Annotated in this window: 17 protein-coding genes and 1 pseudogene; 11 read left to right on the forward strand and 7 right to left on the reverse strand. The window is 59.5% G+C overall.

Annotated elements, in window-relative coordinates:
- Nucleotides 1-136: 136 nt before the first annotated feature.
- Entirely contained in the window at nucleotides 137-1,447 is a 1,311-nt protein-coding gene (locus AACY08_RS13440; protein ID WP_339469839.1) for an MFS transporter, read from the reverse strand.
- A gap of 160 nt (nucleotides 1,448-1,607) precedes the next feature.
- On the opposite strand from AACY08_RS13440, the gene AACY08_RS13445 reads away from it, so the two are divergent.
- From AACY08_RS13445 to AACY08_RS13460, 4 genes are all read left to right on the forward strand, one after another.
- Nucleotides 1,608-2,714 carry a sugar diacid recognition domain-containing protein gene (locus AACY08_RS13445; RefSeq protein ID WP_339469840.1) on the forward strand — a complete coding sequence of 369 codons (1,107 nt, stop codon included), beginning with the start codon at nucleotides 1,608-1,610 and terminating at the stop codon, nucleotides 2,712-2,714.
- A gap of 91 nt (nucleotides 2,715-2,805) precedes the next feature.
- Nucleotides 2,806-3,945 (forward strand): glycerate kinase, encoded by a 1,140-nt coding sequence (locus AACY08_RS13450; RefSeq protein WP_339469841.1) that lies wholly within the window; start codon nucleotides 2,806-2,808, stop codon nucleotides 3,943-3,945.
- Nucleotides 3,946-3,998: 53 nt separating this feature from the next.
- Nucleotides 3,999-5,063, forward strand: a complete 1,065-nt coding sequence (locus AACY08_RS13455) for a DUF1176 domain-containing protein (protein ID WP_339469842.1) — start codon at nucleotides 3,999-4,001, stop codon at nucleotides 5,061-5,063.
- A gap of 61 nt (nucleotides 5,064-5,124) precedes the next feature.
- Nucleotides 5,125-5,637, forward strand: a complete 513-nt coding sequence (locus AACY08_RS13460; protein ID WP_339469843.1) for a GNAT family N-acetyltransferase — start codon at nucleotides 5,125-5,127, stop codon at nucleotides 5,635-5,637.
- Here the strand turns inward: AACY08_RS13460 and AACY08_RS13465 are convergent.
- The 3 genes from AACY08_RS13465 to ccoN form a co-directional block, all read right to left on the reverse strand.
- A complete protein-coding gene (locus tag AACY08_RS13465) occupies nucleotides 5,634-6,326 on the reverse strand; it encodes an aspartate/glutamate racemase family protein (protein WP_339427510.1) in 693 nt (230 codons plus the stop codon). The genes AACY08_RS13460 and AACY08_RS13465 overlap by 4 nt on opposite strands.
- 90 nt (nucleotides 6,327-6,416) lie before the next feature.
- Nucleotides 6,417-6,626 carry a cbb3-type cytochrome c oxidase subunit 3 gene (locus AACY08_RS13470; protein WP_339470045.1) on the reverse strand — a complete coding sequence of 70 codons (210 nt, stop codon included), beginning with the start codon at nucleotides 6,624-6,626 and terminating at the stop codon, nucleotides 6,417-6,419.
- A gap of 1 nt (nucleotide 6,627) precedes the next feature.
- Nucleotides 6,628-8,055 (reverse strand): cytochrome-c oxidase, cbb3-type subunit I, encoded by a 1,428-nt coding sequence (gene ccoN, locus AACY08_RS13475; RefSeq protein WP_339469844.1) that lies wholly within the window; start codon nucleotides 8,053-8,055, stop codon nucleotides 6,628-6,630.
- 300 nt (nucleotides 8,056-8,355) lie between these two features.
- Between ccoN and AACY08_RS13480 the strand changes: the two genes are divergently transcribed.
- On the forward strand, nucleotides 8,356-8,850 hold the full coding sequence (locus AACY08_RS13480) for a hypothetical protein (RefSeq protein WP_339469845.1): 495 nt from the start codon (nucleotides 8,356-8,358) through the stop codon (nucleotides 8,848-8,850).
- A gap of 70 nt (nucleotides 8,851-8,920) precedes the next feature.
- Nucleotides 8,921-9,034 (forward strand): annotated as a pseudogene (locus tag AACY08_RS13485) (DUF3313 domain-containing protein); the annotation flags it as partial.
- A gap of 64 nt (nucleotides 9,035-9,098) precedes the next feature.
- Here AACY08_RS13485 and AACY08_RS13490 read toward each other — a convergent pair.
- Both AACY08_RS13490 and AACY08_RS13495 read right to left on the reverse strand, forming a co-directional pair.
- The gene (locus tag AACY08_RS13490) at nucleotides 9,099-10,499 is read right to left on the reverse strand and encodes a DUF1254 domain-containing protein (RefSeq protein ID WP_339469846.1); all 1,401 of its coding nucleotides are present in this window, start codon (nucleotides 10,497-10,499) and stop codon (nucleotides 9,099-9,101) included.
- A 156-nt stretch (nucleotides 10,500-10,655) separates the two neighbouring features.
- Nucleotides 10,656-11,021 carry a response regulator gene (locus tag AACY08_RS13495; protein WP_339469847.1) on the reverse strand — a complete coding sequence of 122 codons (366 nt, stop codon included), beginning with the start codon at nucleotides 11,019-11,021 and terminating at the stop codon, nucleotides 10,656-10,658.
- A 238-nt stretch (nucleotides 11,022-11,259) separates the two neighbouring features.
- On the opposite strand from AACY08_RS13495, the gene AACY08_RS13500 reads away from it, so the two are divergent.
- From AACY08_RS13500 to AACY08_RS13520, 5 genes are all read left to right on the forward strand, one after another.
- Nucleotides 11,260-14,757: a response regulator gene (locus AACY08_RS13500; RefSeq protein ID WP_339469848.1), complete on the forward strand. Its 3,498-nt coding sequence runs from the start codon at nucleotides 11,260-11,262 to the stop codon at nucleotides 14,755-14,757.
- Nucleotides 14,758-15,588 (forward strand): CheR family methyltransferase, encoded by an 831-nt coding sequence (locus AACY08_RS13505; protein WP_445261444.1) that lies wholly within the window; start codon nucleotides 14,758-14,760, stop codon nucleotides 15,586-15,588. It abuts the gene before it with no gap.
- The gene (locus AACY08_RS13510) at nucleotides 15,585-16,190 is read left to right on the forward strand and encodes a chemotaxis protein CheB (RefSeq protein ID WP_339469850.1); all 606 of its coding nucleotides are present in this window, start codon (nucleotides 15,585-15,587) and stop codon (nucleotides 16,188-16,190) included. Before AACY08_RS13505 ends, AACY08_RS13510 begins: the two co-directional genes overlap by 4 nt.
- Nucleotides 16,184-17,377, forward strand: a complete 1,194-nt coding sequence (locus tag AACY08_RS13515) for a hybrid sensor histidine kinase/response regulator (RefSeq protein ID WP_339469851.1) — start codon at nucleotides 16,184-16,186, stop codon at nucleotides 17,375-17,377. Before AACY08_RS13510 ends, AACY08_RS13515 begins: the two co-directional genes overlap by 7 nt.
- A 78-nt stretch (nucleotides 17,378-17,455) precedes the next feature.
- Nucleotides 17,456-17,833 (forward strand): response regulator, encoded by a 378-nt coding sequence (locus AACY08_RS13520; protein WP_339469853.1) that lies wholly within the window; start codon nucleotides 17,456-17,458, stop codon nucleotides 17,831-17,833.
- A gap of 30 nt (nucleotides 17,834-17,863) precedes the next feature.
- Here the strand turns inward: AACY08_RS13520 and AACY08_RS13525 are convergent, their stop codons facing one another.
- Complete coding sequence (locus AACY08_RS13525) at nucleotides 17,864-22,525, reverse strand: hypothetical protein (RefSeq protein ID WP_339469854.1); 4,662 nt, start codon at nucleotides 22,523-22,525, stop codon at nucleotides 17,864-17,866.
- Nucleotides 22,526-22,692 lie beyond the last annotated feature (167 nt).

Genomic DNA, 22,692 nt, shown 5'->3' on the forward strand with positions numbered 1-22,692 from the left:
CTCCCACTCGGGTGCTGACACACCAGTGCTGGCTACGGCCTTTGCCCCGCACGCGTTCTATAACCTTACGATGAACCAGTTTGATGCGCGACAGCGCTACGTCGAAGATGTAGTGGGGCCTCCCACACGGACTGCATTAAGCCTTCAGGGTTCGCGTCATCCGCAACGCCAACACACTACCTGCAACAATCACCGCCGCCAGCAGGTACAGCGCCATGTCCGTAGACCCGGTGGCATCCTTCACAAACCCAACGATATAAGGGCTGAGAAAGCCAGCCATCTGGCCCATGGAGTTGATCAACGCCAACCCGCCCGCCGCCGCGCCCGCACTGAGCATGGCGGTCGGCACCGGCCAGAACATCGGCAGACCGGTGAGGGCGCCCATGGTGGCGATGGTCAGGCCGAGAATCGCAATCGCCGGGGTGGTGGCGAAATTCACCGCAATCACCAGGCCGATCGCGCCCATCAACATTGGCACCACCAAGTGCCAGCGCCGCTCTTTGCGCAGGTCCGCAGAGCGCCCCACCAGCAACATGAACACCGCCGCCAGCAGGTACGGAATGGCGCTGAGCCAGCCGATCACCAGGTTATCGCTGAAGCCCAGGCTCTTGATGATCGACGGCAGCCAGAAATTGATGGCGTACACGCCGCTCTGGATGCAGAAGTAGATCAGGCCGAACGCCCAGATCGCCGGATTCTTGAATACCTCAGCCAAGGAGTCGGTGGTGGTTTTGGGTGTGTTCGCTAGGTCGGTGGCCTGGTCGGCTTCCAGCACCGCCCGCTCGTGGGGCTTGAGCCACGTGGCGTTGGCAAAGCTGTCGCTGAGCAGGAAGTAGGCGAGGGCGCCCAGGATCACGGTCGGAATACCCTGCAACAGAAACATCCACTGCCAGCCCGCAAGACCACCTTGGCCAGCGGCGAAGTGGTTGAGGATCCAGCCGGAGAACGGGCTGCCGAGCAAGCCGGAGACCGGGATCGCCGACATGAACAGCGCCATGATCCGCCCACGGCGGAACGTCGGGAACCACTGCGAGAGGTACAGCACAACACCGGGGAAGAAGCCGGCTTCAGCCGCACCGGTAAACAGGCGCAGGGTGTAGAAATGCGTCGGCGTGGTGACGAACAGCAGGCAAGTGGACAGTGTGCCCCAGACGATCATCATCAATGCAATCCAGCGGCGCGGACCGAACCTGGTCAACGCCAGGTTGCTCGGTACGCCACACAGCACGTAGCCGATAAAGAAGATCCCGGCGCCGAGGCCGTACACGGTTTCGCTGAATTTCAAGGCATCAAGCATCTGCAATTTGGCAAAGCCAACGTTTACCCGGTCGAGGTAATTGAACAGGTAGCAGATGAAAATGAAGGGGATCAGGCGCAGGGTGATGCGTTTGTAGATGGCGTTTTTATCGTCATCGGTGGCCAGTGCGGTAGCGGCGCTCTGTGACATGGCGTTCTCTCTTTATTATGATTTTTCGCGACGCGAGGGTAACGTTGATCGCCCAAAGAGTCTCGGCCACCTGGCAGGCTGCTGTCTTTGTGCTTGCGCACAGCCAACCCTGCTTTGCGCTGTGCCTATGTACAACCCGCTTTCTAAGGAATTTAGCCCCATGTTCGAGCTGGATCATGACTTGGCGCAGAATATCGTCGATCGGACCATGGCGATTCTGCCCTACAACGTCAACGTCATGGACAGCCAGGGCCTGATTCTCGGCAGCGGTGAGCCTGAGCGTATCAACACCCGCCATGAAGGCGCGCAACTGGTGCTCGCCAATGGCCGCGTGGTGGAAATCGATGGTCAGACCGCCAAGCACCTCAAGGGCGTGCAACCGGGCATCAACCTGCCGCTGATGCACGACCAGCGCCTGATTGGCGTGCTGGGCATTACCGGCGAACCGGAAGGCCTGCGCACCTACGCCGAACTGGTGCGCATGACCGCCGAAATGTTGGTGAGCCACCGCCACCAGCAGGCCGAACAGCAATGGCGTCGTCAGCGTTGTGATGACTTGCTCGCCTTACTGTTGGCCGAAACCGGCGACTCGCCGCGCCTGGTGGATGAAGCCCAACAGTTGGGCCTAAAACCGCAGCTGGCGCGCACGCCATATCTGTTTGAGCTGGGCGCGGGGCAATCGGCAGAGGCCTTGAGTGCCTGGCTGACCTCGCGTTATCCGGACAGCTGGTGCGTCAGCTCGGCGCAATACTCATTGCTGTGGTGCCGGCCGGCGTCGGTACAGGTCGATAATCCTCGCTTGCTGGAAAAACTCGAAGGGCTGGGCTGGAATATCCTCCGTGTGGCCGTTGGCGGGCAAGCGGACGGGCTGGCTGGGTTGCGCCGCTGCTATCGACGCGTGGGTGACCTGCTCGCCTATGGTCGCGATGTATTGCCGCAGTCGCGCTTGCTGACGCTCAACCGTTATCGCCTGCCGGTGATGCTCTGGCGCCATCGAAATGATGATGCGCTCGATGAGTTGCTCAACCCGTTGCGCAAAGTCCTCGCCAAGGACAGCAACGGCCAACTGCTGGCAACGCTGCGCAGTTGGTGCGAACACGACGGGCAAAGCCAGGCCTGTGCCGATGCGCTGGGCATTCACCGCAACAGCCTGCGTTACCGCATGGAGCGCATCGCCGAACTCAGTGGTGTCGACCCGCTGACCCTCGACGGCATGCTCGCGCTCTATCTGGGCGTGCAGCTGCTGCCCCAGGCTTTGTCGCAATGAACAACAAAGCGCATCCGTACTTGTGCATTGGACTGGCGTCAGCGGCGGTGCCAACTGGCAGCATGGGCGTTATAAAAACCGGAGAAAGCCCATGAAAATCATCATCGCCCCCGACTCGTTCAAGGACAGCCTGAGTGCCGAGGGCGTCGCCCTGGCCATTGCGGCCGGGTTGGCTCAGGTCTGGCCGAATGCACAGTTGATCCAGTGCCCGATGGCGGATGGCGGTGAAGGCACGGTGGATTCGGTGCTTGCGGCCTGTAATGGCGAACTGCGTCGCCAACGCGTGAAAGGCCCGCTGGGTGGCACGGTTGAGGCGCGCTGGGGCTGGCTGGCCGATAGCCATACCGCGATCATCGAAATGGCTGAAGCCAGCGGCCTGCAGTTGGTACCGCCAGGCCAGCGCGATGCGTGCTCCAGCAGCACCTACGGCACCGGCGAACTGATCCGCGCTGCGCTGGACCTCGGCGCCCAGCGCATCATCCTGGCGATTGGCGGCAGTGCCACCAACGACGGTGGCGCCGGTGCGATGCAGGCCCTGGGTGTGCAACTGTTTGACGCTGAGGAACACGCCTTGGCGCCGGGTGGCTTGGCGCTGTCCGGTCTGGCGCAGATTAACCTTGAACAACTCGACCCACGCCTGGCCCAGGTACGCTTTGAAATTGCCGCCGACGTGAACAATCCTCTGTGCGGTCCCCAGGGGGCGTCTGCGATTTTCGGCCCGCAAAAAGGCGCCAATCCCCAGCAAGTCCAACAGCTGGACGCCGCCCTCGGTCACTTTGCCGACCACTGCGCCAAAGTGCTGCCCAAAGACGTGCGCGACGAACCCGGCAGCGGCGCCGCCGGCGGCCTGGGCTTTGCCGCCAAAGCGTTCCTGGGTGCACAGTTCCGTGCCGGCGTGGACGTGGTTGCCGACCTGGTTGGCCTGGACGCAGCCGTACGTGGCGCCGACCTGGTGATTACCGGCGAAGGCCGTTTCGACGCCCAGACCCTGCGCGGCAAGACGCCGTTCGGCGTGGCGCGGATCGCCCGGCAGCACAACGTGCCCGTTATCGTGATCGCCGGCACCTTGGGCGATGGCTACGAGCAGATGTACGCCCACGGCGTGGACGCCGCATTCGCCTTGCCTTCCGGGCCGATGAGCCTGGAGCGGGCGTGCAGTGAGGCGCCGCGCCTGTTAACCGAGCGGGCGGCAGACATCGCGCGGGTGTGGCGCACCGCTTCCCGGCACTGACGTAACGCCTCCTACATGGGATAATTCGCGTCTTTTCGACACGGAGAGTCCCCATGCTGCGCCCCGCACTCCTGGCCATGATACTGACCGGCGCCACCGCTCCAGCCTTCGCACAAGCCCCCTCGGAAACCGTGCCACTGCTGCGAGAAATCAAGGAATGGGTGGTCGGTTGCGACAACGTGCGCAACTGCCATGCCCTCAGCGCACCCAGCGGCGTTGATGAAGAGGACTACAGCTCGCTGACGTTGCACCTCTGGCACCAAACCGGTCCGCAGGGGTATCTGCGCCTGCGCTTGGATCACCGTGGTGAACCCGTGGACCTTTCCACCTTGCTGCTGGACGGTCAGCCGCTGGGCCTGGCGTTGATCTGCGATTTGCACGTTGAGTTGGACGATCAGGGCGGGGATCCCGAGGTGCAGTCCTATGGGGTGATTGAGGACGCTTCGGCACGGCGCTGGTTACAGCGTTTGCGCAACGGTCAGCAACTGCAGTTGCCAGGCGATGAGCACGCGCATGTGTCATTGAGCGGGCTGAGTGCTTCGCTGTTGTTGATGGATGCGGTGCAGGGGCGCGTGCATAACGTGACGGCGCTGGCCCGACCCGGTAAGGGCGCGGCCAATGAGGTGTCGCCACGCCTGCCGACGCCGGTGCTGCGCACATTTGTGTCACCGCCGCCGTTAAACGCGCAGGAGCAGGCGGGCCTGGTAGCGGTCGCGTTGAAGGCGGCCACGCCCGACGAGGGGGACTCTGAAGCACAAGCAGGTGCCTTGACGGCGCAGCAAGCGATGACCGTGGTGAGGTACGACTGTGCGGCCTACAACTGTGAGTACGACGTCAACAGCCGCCAGCGACAAGCGCCCTACGCAGAAACGCCTCTCAATGTGCAACCGTTGCCCCTGGATGGCGCCGCGCTGCAAGGCTCGGTGTGGTATGACGAAGCCTCCGGCACCCTGAGTTATTTCTACAAGCAGCGTGGAATCGGTGATTGTGGTGGCGCAGGCTCCTGGGTGTTTGACGGCGAGCGTTTCCAGCTCAGCGAGTTTCACATCATGCCGCGCTGCACCGGGGTCGCTTCGGGGGATTGGCCAGCATTGTGGTCGACCACGCCGGCGCCCTAGCCATCGGGCAGGCTTGGCCCCTACACTGACCGGCCACGTGTTTTTCAAAGGATGAAACGCAATGCACACACCTGAACCCCATATCGTCATCCAGCGCTTCACCGAGGCCCACCTTGAAGGCGTCGCTGCGCTCTATAACGAACCGGCTGTATGCCGTCAGGTGCTGCAAATGCCTTTCCAGTCGGTCGAGGCGTGGCGTAACAAGCTGGTCCAGGACAATGAGCGCCGGCTACAGTTAGTGGCGGTGCATGGGGGTGAAGTGATCGGCCAGCTGGGTCTTGAGCAGTACCTGCGTGTCCGCCGGGCCCACGTTGGGTCCTTCGGCATGGGCGTCGCGACGGCGTGGCAGGGCAAGGGGGTTGGCTCCCTGTTGTTGACTGCCGCGTTGGACGTCGCCGACAACTGGATGAACCTGCGCCGAGTAGAACTTACCGTGTACGCCGACAACGAAGCGGCGCAAGGGCTGTACCGTAAGTTCGGCTTCGAGGTCGAAGGCGTATTGCGCGATTACGCCCTGCGCGACGGCAAACTTGTCGACACCGTGAGCATGGCGCGTCTGCGCAAGTCGGCTTAATTCCCTAAGGCAAACGCCACCGCAGCGGCTGCATGCAGCTCGGTGGTGTCCAGCAACGGCAGGTCGCTGTGTTCGGGCTTGATCAGCAGGCTGATTTCCGTGCAGCCGAGGATGATCGCCTGGGCGCCACGTGCGGCCAGGGACTCGATCACGCCTTGGTAAACCTTGCGTGACGCATCACTGATCACGCCAACACACAATTGCTCATAGATGATCCGGTGCACGGCCTGGCGCTCGTCCGCCTCAGGCACCAGCACGGTCAAACCCTGGGCGGCCAGGCGCGACGTGAGGAAATCCTGCTCCATGGTGAACGCGGTGCCGAGCAGCCCGACCGTCAGCGTGCCAGCTTCCACGGCCGCCGCGCCCGCCGCATCGGCAATATGCAGGAACGGAATCGACACCGCAGCTTCAATACGTGGCGCCACCAAATGCATAGTGTTGGTACACAGCACTACACATTCAGCACCGCCCGCCTGCAACCGGCGCGCGGCCTCTTCGAGGATCAGCGCGGCGTCGTCCCAGCGGCCGGCGTGTTGGGCCTGTTCCACTGGGCCGAAATCCACGCTGTACATCAACAGTTGCGCCGAGCGCAACGGGCCGAGCGTGTCGCGCACGCGTTGGTTGATGAGGCGGTAGTACTCGGCGCTGGACTCCCAGCTCATGCCGCCGATAAGGCCGATGGTGCGCATGCGATGCTCCTGACACGGAAAGTCGCTTCACCTTACGCATTGACGCCTGCATAGTCATACGCAGTTGTCCGCGAAATGACCGGTGCAGTTTCACATGTTCTGGTTGACCCAGCCCGGCTTGGCCTCTTGCGGCGCCACCGCGTTGATCTGCTTGCCAGTCGCCTGCTCCACGCGCCGCGCCGCCTCCGGGTCATCGGCGAAAGGCATCAAGCTGGCGTCGTCCAGGCTCTTGTCCGACTGACCGCGCAAGCAGTACTCCACCGCGCCATACAGGCACACCACCATCAGCAAGCCCCACATATCAGGCGATCCGCGCATCAAGCTGGGCCAGCTTCAAGTCCGCGACGCGTACCGTGCGCCAGGTGTTGTAGGCCATCAACACCATCCCGGTGAGAAAGAACACGCCACCGGCAAACCGCACCACAAACCCCGGATGACTGGCCTGCAAGGCTTCGACAAACGAGTAAGTGAGGGTGCCGTCATCGTTGATGGCCCGCCACATCAGGCCCTGGGTAATGCCGTTGACCCACATCGAGGCGATGTACAGCACGGTGCCAATGGTTGCCAGCCAAAAATGCAGGTTGATCAGCGCCACGCTGTGCATCTGCTCGCGGCCGAATACCTTGGGGATCATGTGATACAGCGAGCCGAAGGTGATCATCGCCACCCAGCCCAGCGCTCCGGCGTGCACGTGGCCGATGGTCCAGTCGGTGTAGTGGGAGAGGGCGTTGACGGTCTTGATCGCCATCATCGGCCCTTCGAAGGTCGACATGCCGTAGAACGCCAGGGACAACACCAGGAAGCGCAGGATCGGGTCGGTGCGCAACTTATGCCAGGCATCCGACAACGTCATCATGCCGTTGATCATCCCGCCCCAGCTCGGCGCCAGCAGAATCAGCGACATTGCCATGCCCAAGGACTGTGCCCAGTCCGGCAGGGCGGTGTAGTGCAAATGGTGCGGCCCGGCCCAGATATACAGGGTGATCAGCGCCCAGAAGTGCACGATGGACAAGCGATAGGAGTACACCGGCCGTCCGACTTGTTTCGGTACGAAGTAATACATCATCCCCAAAAAGCCAGTCGTCAGGAAAAACCCTACGGCGTTATGCCCATACCACCACTGCACCATGGCATCCGTCGCCCCGGAATACACCGGGTATGACTTGAACCAGTCCACCGGGATCGCCAGGTGGTTGACCACGTGCAGCATGGCGATCACCAAAATGAATGCGCCGAAAAACCAGTTGCCCACATAGATGTGTTTGGTTAAGCGCCGCACCACGGTGGTGAAAAACACAATGGCATAGGCCACCCACACCACGGTCATCCACACTGCGCCGGAGAACTCGATCTCGGCGTACTCCTTGGTGGTGGTGTAGCCCAGCGGCAGGCTGATTAACATGATCACGATCACCGACTGCCAACCCCAAAAGGTAAACGCGGCGAGGCGGTCGGAAAATAACCGCACCTGGCAGGTACGCTGTACCGCGTAATAGCTGGCGGCAAACTGCGCGCTGCCGGCAAAGCCGAAGATCACCAGGCTGGTGTGCAAAGGGCGCAAGCGGCCAAAGGTGGTCCAGGGTAAATCCAGGTTCATTTCCGGCCAGACCAGTTGCGAGGCGATCCACACACCCATGGCCATGCCGACCACGCCCCAGACGATGGTGGCGATAGCGAATTGGCGGACGACTTTATAGTTATAGGCCTGTCCGATTGTTGCTGTGCTCATGCTCAGTCCTCCCACGGTTCCACGTGGCGGCACTGTAGGAAGCGTGGTTAAAACAAAACAGACTCAGAGGCACCTCATTGCAGCGGATCAGTTGCCAATATGCCTGCAGTCTGTGGCCCAGGAATTCCAAGCCCTTGGCGTCAGTACGGCTCATGCCCAATGGGAATGGCGAGGTGCTGACCGTTAAGTCAGACACGCCGGCCACTGCACTTCGTTGTTTTGCCGGCGTTAGTCGCGCGGCCGGCCACCGCATCTGCCATGATTGAACTTCGCAACCTGGCTCACCGGAGGAGATCCGCAATGGACGATGTACAGCAACTGGGCGAGATGCTTCGTCATTACGCCGATAGCGAAACGCATAAAAAACAGCAGTTCGACGTGCAGTCGGCCCGCTGGGCGCAAAAACTCGACGCGTTGTTCGGGCAGATCGAGCAATGGCTGGAACCGGTGAAAACGGTGGGGTTGCTTGAAGTGCACCGTGAGCCTTACGTGGCCAGTGGCCCAAGCATCCCGGTGGAGACGTCGACCTTCAAGACCGAGAAACTGACCGTACAGATCACCGGCAAACCGGTGGAGTTCGTGCCGGATGTGATGGGGGTGGGTGGGTTGATCTCCGTCTCCGTCATGGGGTTGACTGCCGCGCGGCATGGCAGCGTTTCCCTGGTGTTGCCTGCGGATAAAAACGATTGGCTGTGGAAGAAGACCAATGGCCTTAAAGACCCGGACACGTTCGGCTTTGACGCGAACTTCCTGGCGTCGCAGTTGCAGAGCCTGATTCCTCGCGAACGCGGCTGAACGGCAGGTGATTGGAGCGGGGCTATACCTACAGCTCAATGTTCCAACGCCGACCGCCAGGAGTTCAATAATGAGATTAAGGCAAGTCATTACCGTGCTGTGTGTCGCTTCGCTTGGACTGGCGGGCTGTGCCAGCAAGATTACGCAACCCGATGAATACGCGGGTTTTCTCTCGGACTTCAGCTAACTGAATGAAGCCCATTCGCCCTGGCCGGCTCGTTGTGGTCACAACTGGCGGCCAGTCGCTGCTACTTCAGGGGTGTCAGGGGTGGGAGCTTCCATTGGCCATTAACCGCTTCCGGCTTGGGCAGGTAAATGCGCAGTACCGCGTAGAAGGGCGCGGGCGGCGCGGGCAGCCAATTGCTCTGTTCAGCCTTCGGCGGCTCGTGGTGTTGCAGCGCCAGTGTCACGCCGCCGTCGGCGTCGCGCTTGAGGTTGGGCAGCATCCGTGAATTGATCAGGTAGCGTTTCTTGTGGTTGGGCACCAGTTGCCCGTTCTTGGCTTCATACATCGTCAGCGACCAGAACGCATCGGCCGGTGGCAGTTGGTCTTTGGCAAAGTGGACGGTGTAGCTATGACGCGCACCGTTGGCCGGTTTGCCTTCGCTATCGACGGAGTAAGTCATGTAGGTGACTTCTTCAGCCGAATTGCCGAACAAACGCTGGATAGCGCCGGCGTAGCGGTAGAGGTAGTTGTTTTTCAGGCGATCACGGCTGCCATGCAGTTCGCCACTGGTGACCTGAAGGGTGTCGAGCTTGTCTTTCTTGAATGCTGCAAACTCGGCTTTGCCATCTGCGATGCCTTGTTGCAGGGCTTTGCGTTGTTCCGCGCTGAGTTGGCTGACCTTGAAGGGCGCGCCAGGCGCGATGCCGATGGTGGCAAAGCGGGCCAGCAGGTCTTTCTCGCTGTCCTGAGGTTTGGCGTAGGCGAGCATAAAGTTCAGGTAGCGAAACAGTTGCGGGCTGTCTGTCATGGCCGCCGTGGGCTTGGGCCACTCGATCTTTGCCACCTTGGCCGGTGCGGCTTGCTTCACATAGCCGCTCAGCGGCTGCACCTTGTAGCCGTTCTGGATTTGCTTGACCTTGTTCAGGTCTTTTTCATCAAACAACTGCGTGCGGTAGAGCGCGTAGACCAGATTGCTTTCGCTGTAGATCACCCGGTCCACATCCACAGGCTGCTGGCCCTTCCAATCAGGACCCGCGACCATGTAGTGGCCGCCATGGTTGCCGGTGCTGCGAGTGCCCAGGTACGCAATGTTCTGGCTATAAAGGTCGATCAACTGCACCGAGTAATAGCGATCGTCCTCAATCCCGGGCAACGTCAGCACCATCGGCTCCCTGCGCAGGTCCATCCAGACGAAGGAATAGGGCGTGTCAGGGTTCGCCTTGGCCTGCGTGGTGTGTTTCGGGCTGAGCACTTGGGCGGAATGCCCCAGTCGGTTGATCGGCGCCTTGAAGTTGGCGCCGCCTTGATCAACAGCCTGGGTATAGAGCGTCTTGTACATCTCCACCACCGGGTAGCCATACAGGTAGGCTTCCTTGGCAATCGCCCGGGCCTCACTCGGTGTTGCCGTGAAGTCAGCCCAGGCGCCGGTACTCATGAGTATCGAGAGGCTCGCCAACAGCAGGCGCGTCGGTTTTCCAATCATGTTGTTGCGTCCTTCGTGAGTGCGTTTTGAAGAATGAGTAGGGTTGGCGCGGAGAAACGCTGAGTTTCCGGTTTTATTAGTCGAAGGTCACGTTAATCTCTGAGCATCTGACGCAAAAATGCCGCCCATGAAGGCGGCACTGAAGACAAGCCGGGATTACAGCGCAGGCAACATCGATTTGACTTTGTCGCGCAGTTGATCGATGGAAAATGGCTTGGCGATGACCTGCATGCCTGCAGACACGTCGATATTCTCGGCATAGCCGCTGGCGAACAGGATTGGCAGGGCAGGGCGCAGTTCGCGGACCTTGGTCGCCAGTTGCTTGCCATCCATGTCTGGCAGGCCAACGTCGGTCATCATCAGGTCGATCACCTGGTCAGTGTTTTGCACCAGTGCCAGCGCCTCTTCGGCATCGGCCGCCTCTACCACACTGAATTCCAACTCCTCCAAGACATCGACGATGAGCATGCGCACGATGGCATCGTCTTCGACGACAAGAATGGTGGAGGTGACTGCAGACATAATCGAATTCCCAAAAAAGGCGAGGGTTTACACGCGGCCGTTCTGACAGGCCTCTTCCTTGAGTAAGCGGGCACTCATGACAAGTTCCCGCTGGCCGTAAAAACAATGCGATAGGAAAGACTAGAGAGAATAGCGGGTTCCTTCGCAGGAATCTGTACAAAACCGTTCTAGAAAAATAGTCTTGCCCGCCACTTTGCGGCAAACTCCCGGTTTTTCCACCTTTGGCCAAGGCATTTCCATGACTCCCGCGTCGTCCGTCGATGAAAAGAGCTTTCGTAACCTCCTGAGCCGAAACGTTGCACTGCCCCTGGGTGTGGGTGTGCTCAGTGCAGTGTTTTTCGTCGTGCTGATCACCTACCTGTTGTCGGTGATCCAGTGGGTGGAACACACCGATCGGGTTATCAATAACCTGAATGAATCGTCCAAGCTGACGGTGGACCTGGAAACCGGCATGCGCGGCTTCCTGATCACCGGTGACGAGCATTTCCTCGACCCCTACGAAGTGGCCAAGCCGCGAATCCTCGCCGACCTGCACAATTTGCAGGCGCTGGTGGCGGACAATCCGCAGCAGGTGGACCGTCTCAAACGCCTGGAAGCATTGCAGGCCGAGTGGAACAACTATGCCCAGGCGATGATTGATCTGCAGCGCGCGAGCGGCGACTACCGCGGTGCGATCAAGGCCGGGCGCGGCAAGCGCCTGACTGACGAAATCCGCAAGGAATATGACGACGCGGTGGCGATGGAGCAGCAGTTCCGCATCGCCCGTAATGAAGATGTCACCCGTACAACGGTGATCAGTGTCACCCTGTACTTGGCCTTCGTGTTGGGGTTAAGCGGCTTCCTGGCTTATATCGGCCGTAAGAATCTTGTTTCATTATCAGACAGTTACAGCGAAAACCTTGCGTCGCAACAGAAGATCGCACGACGCCTGGAACGGCAAGCCTGGTTGCGCAATGGCCAGACCGAACTGGCTGAACAGGTCCTCGGCCAACTCACCGTGAACATGCTTGGCCGCAATATCCTGCAATTCTTTGCCCAGTACATGGGCTCGGCCGTGGGCGCGTTGTACGTGCGCGAAGAACACGGCGGCCTCAAGCGCGTGGCCACTTACGGTTTCTCCCGCGAGCAAGAGCAACGGGAGCAGGCCATCTACAGCGATGAAGGCATCGTCGGGCAGGCTGCCCATCTGGATCGCCTGATTCGCCTGGACGACGTGCCGGTGGATTATTTCAAAGTCAGCTCCGGCCTGGGCGAGGGCGCTACCCGCAGCGTGCTGGTGGTGCCGACCAACAATGACGAGCGGGTCAACGGGGTAGTTGAGCTGGGTTTCCTGCGCCCATTGGAAGAGCGTGACGAAGAGCTGCTGGAGCTGATCTCCAGCAATATCGGCACCTCCATCGAGACCGCTCGGTATCGTCAACGCCTGCAGGAAGTGCTGGCCGAGACCCAGCAGCTCAATGAAGAGCTGCAAGTGCAGCAGGAAGAGCTCAAGACCGCCAACGAAGAACTGGAAGAGCAGTCGCGCATCCTCAAGGAGTCCCAGGCCCACCTGGAAACCCAACAGGCCGAGCTGGAGCAGACCAACGAGCAACTGGCCGAGCAAACCGAAACCCTCGCCGAACAACGCGACGCCATGGACCGCAAGAATATCGAGCTCAACCAAGCCCAACTCGCACTGGAAGATCGCGCCGAAGAGCTGCAGCGCTCCAGCAAGTACAAATCTGAATTCCTCGCCAATATGTCCCACGAGCTGCGCACACCGCTGAACAGCTCGCTTATCCTGGCCAAGTTGCTGGCCGAGAACCCCCAGGAAAACCTCAGTGCTGAGCAGGTCAAATTTGCCGAGTCGATCTATTCCGCCGGCAATGACTTGCTCAACCTGATCAACGACATCCTGGACATCTCCAAGGTCGAAGCCGGCAAGCTGGAAGTGCGCCCGGAAACCTCCAGCGTGGCGCGCCTTGTAGACGGCCTGCGCGGGATGTTCGAGCCGCTGGCGGCTGATCGTAAACTGGGTTTCCAGGTGGACGTGCAGGAAGGTACGCCGACCCTGCTGTTTACCGACCGCCAGCGCCTGGAGCAGATTCTGAAAAACCTGCTGTCCAACGCGCTCAAGTTTACCGAGCAAGGCGAGGTCAGCCTGTCGGTGTCCCGGGCACCAGGGGAGGGCATTGCTTTCACGGTGCGCGATTCCGGCATCGGTATCGCCCCGGACCACCAGGAAAGCATTTTCGAAGCCTTCCGGCAGGCCGACGGCACCACCAACCGTCGTTATGGAGGCACCGGCCTCGGGCTGTCAATTTCCCGCGACCTGGCCACCCTGTTGGGCGGTTACATCAGTGTGACCAGCGAGCCAGGCAAGGGCAGTGTCTTTACGCTGGTAGTGCCAGAGCAGTATGTAGAGCGCGAAGCAGACGCGGCACCGATCGAACAACCACGCCAAGCAGTAGTGGTGCCTGCGCCAGTGCCGGTCAAGGTGTCACCGCTGCCGGTGGCCGATGCCAAGCAGATCCCGCGTTTCGCCGACGATCGCGACAAGGCCCCCTTCACCGCGCGCTGCATCCTCGTGGTGGAAGACGAGCCGAACTTCGCCCGCATCCTGTTCGACCTGGCCCACGAGCTTGGTTATAACTGCCTGGTGGCCCATGGCGCAGACGAAGGCTACAGCCTGGCCGAAGCGTACATCCCTGACGCGATCCTGCTGGATATGCGCCTGCCGGACCATTCCGGGCTGACCGTGCTGCAACGCCTTAAAGAACACGCCAACACCCGCCATATCCCGGTGCATGTAATTTCCGTGGAAGACCGCGTCGAGGCGGCCATGCACATGGGCGCCATCGGTTATGCCGTCAAACCCACCACCCGCGAAGAGCTCAAGGACGTCTTTGCCCGCCTGGAAGCCAAGCTGACCCAGAAGGTCAAACGCGTACTGCTGGTGGAAGACGATGACCTGCAGCGCGACAGCATTGCCCGCCTGATCGGCGACGATGACATCGAGATCACCGCCGTTGGCTTCGCCCAGGAGGCCCTCGACCTGCTGCGCAACCATGTCTACGACTGTATGATCATCGATCTCAAGCTGCCCGACATGCTCGGTAACGAGCTGCTCAAGCGCATGGCCACTGAGGATATCTGCTCGTTCCCGCCGGTGATCGTCTACACCGGGCGCAACCTGACCCGCGATGAAGAGGCCGAACTGCGCAAGTATTCGCGCTCGATCATCATCAAGGGGGCGCGCTCGCCGGAACGCCTGCTGGATGAGGTCACACTCTTTCTGCACAAAGTCGAGTCCCAGCTGTCCCATGATCGCCAAAAGATGCTCAAGACTGCGCGCAGCCGCGACAAGGTCTTCGAGGGGCGCAAGGTCCTCTTGGTGGACGACGATGTGCGCAACATCTTCGCCCTGACCAGCGCCCTGGAGCACAAGGGCGCCGTGGTGGTCATTGGGCGCAATGGCCGTGAAGCCATCGACAAACTCAACGAAGTCGAGGATATCGATCTGGTGTTGATGGACGTGATGATGCCGGAAATGGACGGTTACGAGGCTACCGCCTTAATCCGCCAGGACCCACGCTGGAAGAAGTTGCCAATCATCGCAGTGACGGCCAAGGCGATGAAGGACGATCAGGAACGCTGCCTGGCCGCCGGCTCCAACGATTACCTGGCCAAGCCGATTGACCTGGACCGCCTGTTTTCTTTGATTCGCGTGTGGCTACCGAAGATGGAACGCATTTAAGTGGAGCGACGTTTTTTGGAAACAAGCAGTGACATCGAGTTGCGCCTGTTGATTGAGGCGATTTACCTCAAGTACAGCTACGACTTTCGCGACTACTCCGGTGCGTCGGTCAAGCGCCGCGTGGCCCACGCGTTGCGCCAGTTCGACTGTGCGACCATTTCCGCCTTGCAGGAGCGTGTGCTGCACGATCCGGCGGCGTTCATGCAGTTGCTGCAATTTCTGACGATCCCGGTGAGCGAGATGTTTCGCGACCCGTCGCACTTCCTGGCGATCCGCCAGGAAGTGGTGCCGTTGCTCAAGACCTACCCGTCGATCAAGATCTGGATCGCCGGCTGCAGCACGGGCGAGGAGGTGTACTCCATGGCCATCCTGCTGCGTGAAGAGGGTTTGCTGGAGCGTACGATCATCTACGCCACGGATATCAACCCGGCGTCGCTGGATAAGGCCAAGCAAGGCATTTTCTCCCTGGAAAACGTGCGGGCCTACACGGCCAACTATCAGCAGGCGGGCGGGCAACGTTCATTTGCCGACTACTACACGGCAGCCTACGATTACGCGATCTTCGATAAGACGTTGCGCGAGAATGTCACGTTCGCCGACCACAGCCTGGCGACTGACAGTGTATTCTCAGAAACTCAATTAATTTCGTGTCGTAACGTGTTAATTTACTTCAATAAAAAGTTGCAAGATCGCGCGTTTGGATTGTTCCATGAGTCGCTGTGCCATCGCGGCTTTCTGGTGCTGGGCAGTAAGGAAACCCTGGATTTCTCCGCGTATGGCAAGCAGTTCGAGCCTCTGGTCAAACAGGAACGGATCTACCGAAAACTATGAATCAAGCGGCTGCGAGCCCGGCATCGGTCCGGGGCATAGAGGCTATCGTCATCGGTGCGTCTGCCGGTGGCGTGGAAGCCTTGCTGACGGTCTTCAGCGAATTGCCAGCGGATTTCGGCTTGCCGATCATCACCGTGCTGCACTTGCCGGATGAACGCCGCAGCCAATTGGCCGAGGTGTTCGACCGGCGTGTTGCCATGCGAGTGGTGGAGGCCCGTGACAAGGAAATGCTCGAGCCCGGCACCCTGTACTTCGCCGGGTCCGGCTACCACCTGTCGGTGGAGCAGGATCGCAGCCTGTCCCTGAGCCAGGAAGACCGTGTGCACCACTCGCGACCGGCGATTGATTTCCTGTTTGAATCGGCCGCCGATGCCTACGGCAAAGGCTTGATGGCTATCCTGTTGACCGGCGCCAACCATGACGGCGCCCGGGGCCTGGCCCATGTCAAGCAGCAAGGTGGCACGACTGTGGTGCAAGAACCCACTGAAGCTCGCATTGCTGTCATGCCCCGTGCAGCGCTGGCGCTGCACACACCCGACCACATTCTAACGTTGAGCCGGATTGGCTCACTGCTGGCTTCCCTGGAATATTCCCCATGTTAAGTACTGTCGAGGCCAAACTGCTGATCGTCGACGATCTGCCGGAAAACCTGCTGGCCCTCGAAGCGCTGATCAAGCGCGAGGACCGGCAGGTGTTCAAGGCGTTGAGCGCTGACGAGGCCTTGTCCCTGTTGCTGGAGCACGAGTTCGCCCTGGCGATTCTCGATGTGCAGATGCCCGGCATGAATGGTTTCGAGCTGGCCGAATTGATGCGCGGCACCGAAAAGACCAAGAACATCCCGATTGTGTTTGTCAGTGCTGCCGGCCGTGAGCTCAATTACGCCTTCAAGGGCTACGAAAGCGGCGCCGTGGACTTCCTGCACAAGCCGCTGGATATCCATGCGGTCAAGAGCAAGGTCAATGTGTTCGTTGACCTGTACCGCCAAAGCAAAGCAGTGAAACTTCAGGTAGAAGCGCTTGAGCGCAGCCGTCGCGAGCAAGAACTGTTGCTGTCGCGCCTGCAGGCCACACAGGCCGAGCTAGAGCAGGCGGTCCGTATGCGTGACGACTTCATGTCAATCGTCGCCCACGAAGTGCGCACGCCTCTCAATGGCCTGATCCTCGAGACCCAACTGCGCAAGATGCACCTTGCCCGGGATAACGCCGCCGCATTCACCCTGGACAAGATGCACGCCATGGTCGACCGCGACGAGCGCCAGATCCAGAGCCTGATTCGCCTGATTGAAGACATGCTCGATGTGTCGCGCATCCGTACCGGCAAGTTGTCGATACGCCCGGCGCGTTTCGACCTGGCGCAGCGTGTGAGCAACCTGGTAGAGAGCTTCGGCCCCCAAGTGGCGGCGGCGGGCTCTTCCATGGAACTGATCGTCGACGGCCCCGTGGAAGGCAACTGGGACGAGTTCCGCATCGAGCAGGTGGTCACCAATCTGCTGACCAACGCTTTGCGCTATGGGGCCAAGAGCCCGGTGGAGGTGCGCGTGTACAGCGAACACGGCGAAGCTCGCGTGGAAGTGCGTGATCACGGGATCGGTATCAGTGAAGACAACCAGAAGCGGATTTTCCAGCAGTTCGAGCGTGTGTCTGCCAGCCAAGTCGCCGCGGGCCTCGGCCTTGGGCTGTTCATTTCCGAGCAGATCGTTGCAGCCCATGGCGGCACTATCGAGGTCGAGAGCCAGATAGGCGAGGGTGCCTTGTTTCGGGTGTGTTTGCCCCTTGAGGCATTGGCATGAAATCAATCGTCACCTTGACGCAACCTCTGCGTGACCCCATGGTCGTAATTGCAGCAATTGACCGGACAAAGGCTTCCCATGAGTGAAGATGCGCAAGATGTCGTTCTGATCGTAGAGGACGACGAATCCATTATGTTTGTGCTGGGCGAGTACCTGGCCGGCCTCGGCTATCGGGTATTGAAGGCCATCGATGGGGAGCAGGCCTTCGAAATCCTGGCAACCAAGCCGCACCTGGACCTTATGGTGACCGACTACCGCCTGCCTGGTGGGATTTCCGGGGTGCAGATCGCCGAACCCGCGATGAAGCTGCGACCCGAGCTGAAAGTGATCTTCATCAGCGGTTACCCACAGGAAATTCTCGACTGCAACAGCCCCATCACACGCAACGCGCCGATCCTGGCCAAGCCGTTCGACCTGGATACGCTGCAAGCGCATATCCAGCGGTTGTTGGCTTAAGGGCACGGCGCGCGCCGCGCATTTCAGTGGTTAATGGGATAGTTTCTGCACGTTCGCATTGAGCACACTGGCGGGTGTAAACGCGAATTGCCAGCCCTGCTTTCCATCGAACCCGTCGAGGAACGCTTGAAGGCCTTTACCGTTGGCTTTATCGAGGTGGTATACCGTCATACCGCCGCTGACCTGCGGTGGGTTGCCATGGCGGATCATTGCCACGTCCAAGTCCGGACTATTGGTATTGAACAGAAATAATTCATTGTGTTTGGTCTTCTGAACATAAACCGTGTGGCCGAAATCCCCACCGTCATTGGCATGCTTGAAGTTGATAAGCCCGGACTCCTTGATGTCGGCGGCGTTGAAAGTGGTTTTCAAGTTGTCGGGCTTGATGCCCATGATGTCCAGGTAACTTGGCGAATAATTGGTGGCCGCCAAGGTATCCATCCTAGCCAGAACAGCGTCATACACCTTGGTTGAGAGTGTTCTCTCGGCTTGCCCTACGCGCAGGGCCGCCCTGTAACAGATCAAACCCTTGTTGGCCGGATGGGTATGAAGTACCTCCCAGTTCTTTTTCAACTCAAGGTGGGAGAGGCTACGGGGCACTCCGGAGGGGATAATCGGGTCTTCATACAGCGTTTTGAAGTCTGCTGAGAACACACTGTTCCTGGCCTGCCAGGCATCGTCATGATCGAAGACCTTGAACTCCAGCTTATTGGCGTCTGTGCTGTGCGTTTTATAGTGCGGCCCCAGTTTTTTGTCATGAAAAACCTTTTTCAAGCCCGCTTCCATTGCGTCTGCGCTGGGAAAGGTGGCGACGCCGAGATTCGGGTCATAAAAGTAAAAGCTCTTTTGCCCGTTTTCGATTCGGACGCCGGCCGCCATTGCATGGTTGGGCGAGTCAATCATGAGGGATTTTGATGCGGTAGCCGCGTCCAATTCCTTGACCATGTTTTGATAGGACACCTGTCGAATGGGCATGCCCGCATGGAAAGACGTTTCACCGCCGACCTGAACCTGAAGCTTGCGTAACCTCTCGATAAATCTGCGAGAAGCCGGATCAGCCGGGAAGGCAGCAGCGGTATACAGGTTTTTGATCAGCGTTTTTTCCTTGCCGTACGCCATGGCGGTTGCCATGGCGCGCGAAAGGGCGGCGCACTGCCCGTCTGACAATTGCGCGGTCTGACTGAAATACACCACTTGAGGCACAGGCACGACGTTACCGAATCGGGGCTCTACGCTGTTTATAAAACGCGTGGAGCTGCTCTTGCCGACCCCGTAGGTGATGTCATCGTAGCGTCGGACGAGAACCCCTATCTGTTCCGCTGTCATGCCCTGTTTAGTGGCCAGACGCATAATGTCTTCAATGGATGAGGTGCTGGAGAGTTTCTCAACGATCTTCGGGTCACCCAACGTGTAGCCATTATCAAACCTGGTTTTTTCTGGGCCGCTGCGATGTTCACCGACAACGCGCTTCCATTTCTTGACCATGGCCTCATCAATGCGCTTGGTGGGGTCTGATGCTCTGGACCACGCTCCGAAATGATCCACCTCGATGCGTGCAGCCGGTAAAAAGTCTTTCAGTGGCGGACCATAAGCCTGTTGTGTAAAGGGGTTATAGGCGTACCACTTGTCTTGCTTTAGAGCCGCAGGCCCCTCCAAGAAGTCGTTGTCGAACTTGAATGTGCCGTAAGACGAAGCGTCGACGTTTTTACCGGCCTTGAGCAGTTCGTAACTGTCAGTGCTGCCGGCCAAGAGTTTGTAACCGCCGACAGCGCCTTTTTGCAGGCCTTTGAGGGGTAGGGCCACCAGATTTGCGAAGGCGTCGAGGGGGTTGAGCGTAGACATCGCTGTGCGCCCGAATACTTTCGTAAGCCTGCCCAGCGTATTCAGGGATGACACCCCCGCTTGCACGCCCTTGGCGGCTTTGGCGGCAGCGCCCAGACCGACCATGAAACCGAAGGCATCAAATGCCAAGTCGACGATTCCCGCACCGATGTCCCCGGCCTGGAAGCTTTTGATCGCTGGATACACCGGAAGAAAGTTCACGAGGAACGCGCTGGCATGCTTGTACCAAGGCAGACGCGTATCGAAGGTAGTCTGGCCCCTGGCTTGATCTTCGAATGAGCGTATATCCGCGTGGCTCATCAGGGCGTCGGCAATATAGGCGGTGCGGTCACTGTTGAAACTGTTGGGGATACCGTCGGAGGCGGTTTCATCCCTGACCGTCGCCGCGTGGTTTCCCTTTGGCAGCACCTTGGGGTACTCAGAACGTGAAAGGCCCGCTCGGTATTCCTCCACCAATGCTCCCGGAACCACGTTTTTCAAATCATCGCGCTCACTGAGCGTATTTTTCTCCAGGTTGATTTCATATACGGTAACAACGCCCTGGCGTTCGGTTCGGATCAGCAGGCCGGTCCGGTTGGTCAACGGGCGTCTTTTGGTTCCTCCGTAATTGTCAGTGCTCACCTCCACCTGTTTGAAGGTTTCAAGCGTGCCTTGCTCAATATTCTTACGCGCTTCGAGGGGCAGGGTAGCGATCAGGTGCTTCACCTGTGCGCCCATTGCCTTCTCCATCTGCGCGGCATAAACCGCAAACGCTTTGGCGAATACCACATTGATATCGGGCAGGTCCTTTACAGCGTTCAGGCGGTTAATGGGCACGCTGGGGTCGTTGGACGTCCAGCCCCGGCCAAGTGCCCCGGTGAATCCCCCGTTCATGTAAATATCCACGACCGAATGCGGGCCTACGTCATCTCGGCCCTTAGTCACCGCCTCAAGGCTCTGCTTTTCAAAGTCGATGCCTTCACCCAGTGCCTTTTTCACGGCCCCGAGCGCCAATGCGCGACGCGTTGGCATTTCACGGGAGAACGCCTGAGACCCGGCGCTCAACTCTTCAAGTTGTGCGTTGTAGGCCTTGCGTACGCTGTCCACCTGGAGCGCGGTGTACTCATCCTTGGCGTTGACGGCGATGACGCCATTGGCGACGCCCCAATCCATGAGCGCAGCCTGTTGCGCTGAGGCCGCGACCACTCGATCTTCAACGGTAATGGGTGCCCGTTCCGCAAGATTGATCACTTGCGCATACGTCATAAGCGCAGTCGACCCCGGTGCCTTGGCTTCCAGGCGTGCCACTGCGACCTCAAGGCTGACCCAGGAGTGGGAGCCGCAGGTGACGCCGGCGGGAATGTCCTTCACCAGGTAAGCCGGCGCCCGGCGTGATAACAACAAGTAAGCGGCCACAGGAGCCAGTTCCGCAGTGGCTTTTTGCTTGCCTTCCAGATGAGCGGACAGCGCCGTCACAACCGTTGAAGGATGTTTGCCGACGTGCTCGGAATGCGCCAGGTCGAAACCGGCAACCTTATTACGACTGGGGGCGCCAGAGCGGTCCAGCAAGGTTTCCTGATCCAGGGACAATTGCAGTGCCGTCAACAGCCAATCGGCAACACTGGTTTCGCTCGAGAGGCCTGCGAATTTGGCTTCAAGTGACGTGCCCACCCGCTGCCCTTCAGCCGAGTTGATGATGCTCTCGATAACCCTGCGGGGCTGGGCCAGCGTCGATTGATCCAGGGCCAACTTGCTGGTCAATTGCCTGAATAGGCCGTATTTGGCGCCTGGCAGCATCGCAAGCGGTTGGTAACTGCTCAGCTGATCTTGATGGCTCGGTGGTAGCGGCCAGGACAGTGCGCCGCCAAGATTGCCATGCGGCGGCGACAGGGAGGTGGCGGCAGTGGTGCTGGTGGCGAGGTTGCGCAACTCAGCGAGGTTGGTGGGCATCATCCAACCATTGTCCTCAATAAAGCGCTTGAGGCTGATAGTGCTGCCAGTCTCCAAGCCCTGCTCGCGAGGGTAGGACGAGTGTGGATCGATAGGCAGGGTGATGACACCCAGGATCGTTTCCAGATCATTTTTGACCCTGGCCGCGAGTTGATCTGGCGTCATGTAACCCACAGAACCGGTCGGTAATTGGGCCTTCTCCTGAGCGTCCAGATGTAAGGGGGAAAATGCAGCCAACACTCGATTAATGATCTGGTTGTTAAATGTGTGTCGGTTATTGATATCCCCCCTCTCTCGCTTTTGGTGTTCGAGCGCATCTTCGTGATTCAAGTGCGCGCTACCTTCGAAAACTTTCAGCTGCTCCAACTGCACAGCACGGTCGTTTGCAGCGTCAACGGTTGTTGGCAGGGCTTCGCCATAAAACGCCGCCGCCTCCTTCACCTGCGCCATGTCGCCCCTGGGGGCGAATATGTAGGTTTGACCGTTCGCCAGAACAGTAGCTGCCTGCATGATAAGCGGCCAAGACAGGGGCAATGCGTGGCTCCTGTCCCCGACGAAACTGCCGAAATACTTGGACGTCACCGACTGGCTCCGGGCACCAGCAAGAGGCTTGACCCTGAGCACTGCAAACCCCGGGGTATTGCCTTGCGGCGGGAACAATGAGATGGGTTTTGAAAGGTCGATCCGATTCTTCTGCGCCCATTCCTTGAGGTCCGGGGACTGGAGGAGGGCGCTTAGCTGTTGGCGCCATTGCCCGAACGTCGAATCAGGCGGAATCGGCCCAATCGGCTGATCGCCGATAGACCGGGGCTTATCACTGTGAGTGCGCAAGCTATTGGCATACAGCTCGGCCAGTTGATGGTCACCATCAACGCTTGGCGGCTGCACAGAAGCGTCGGTTTGCAGAGCCGACAGCGACATGCGCGGTGCTTGGATAAGCGGGGGGGCAAGTGGGACAAAATGGGCAAGCGACGGCGTGGAGAGGTGTGCAGACAGGGTCATCAGTGCGTTCTCAGTCGGGACTGTCGAATAGGTTCGCAGCGTCGTTCTGCGAGGGTTTCCTACCTGTTTGTGTACCGAAGGAACTA

Origin of the sequence: Pseudomonas sp. EL_65y_Pfl1_R83 (assembly GCF_963970695.1) — a bacterium.
Lineage (GTDB): Bacteria > Pseudomonadota > Gammaproteobacteria > Pseudomonadales > Pseudomonadaceae > Aquipseudomonas > Aquipseudomonas tritici.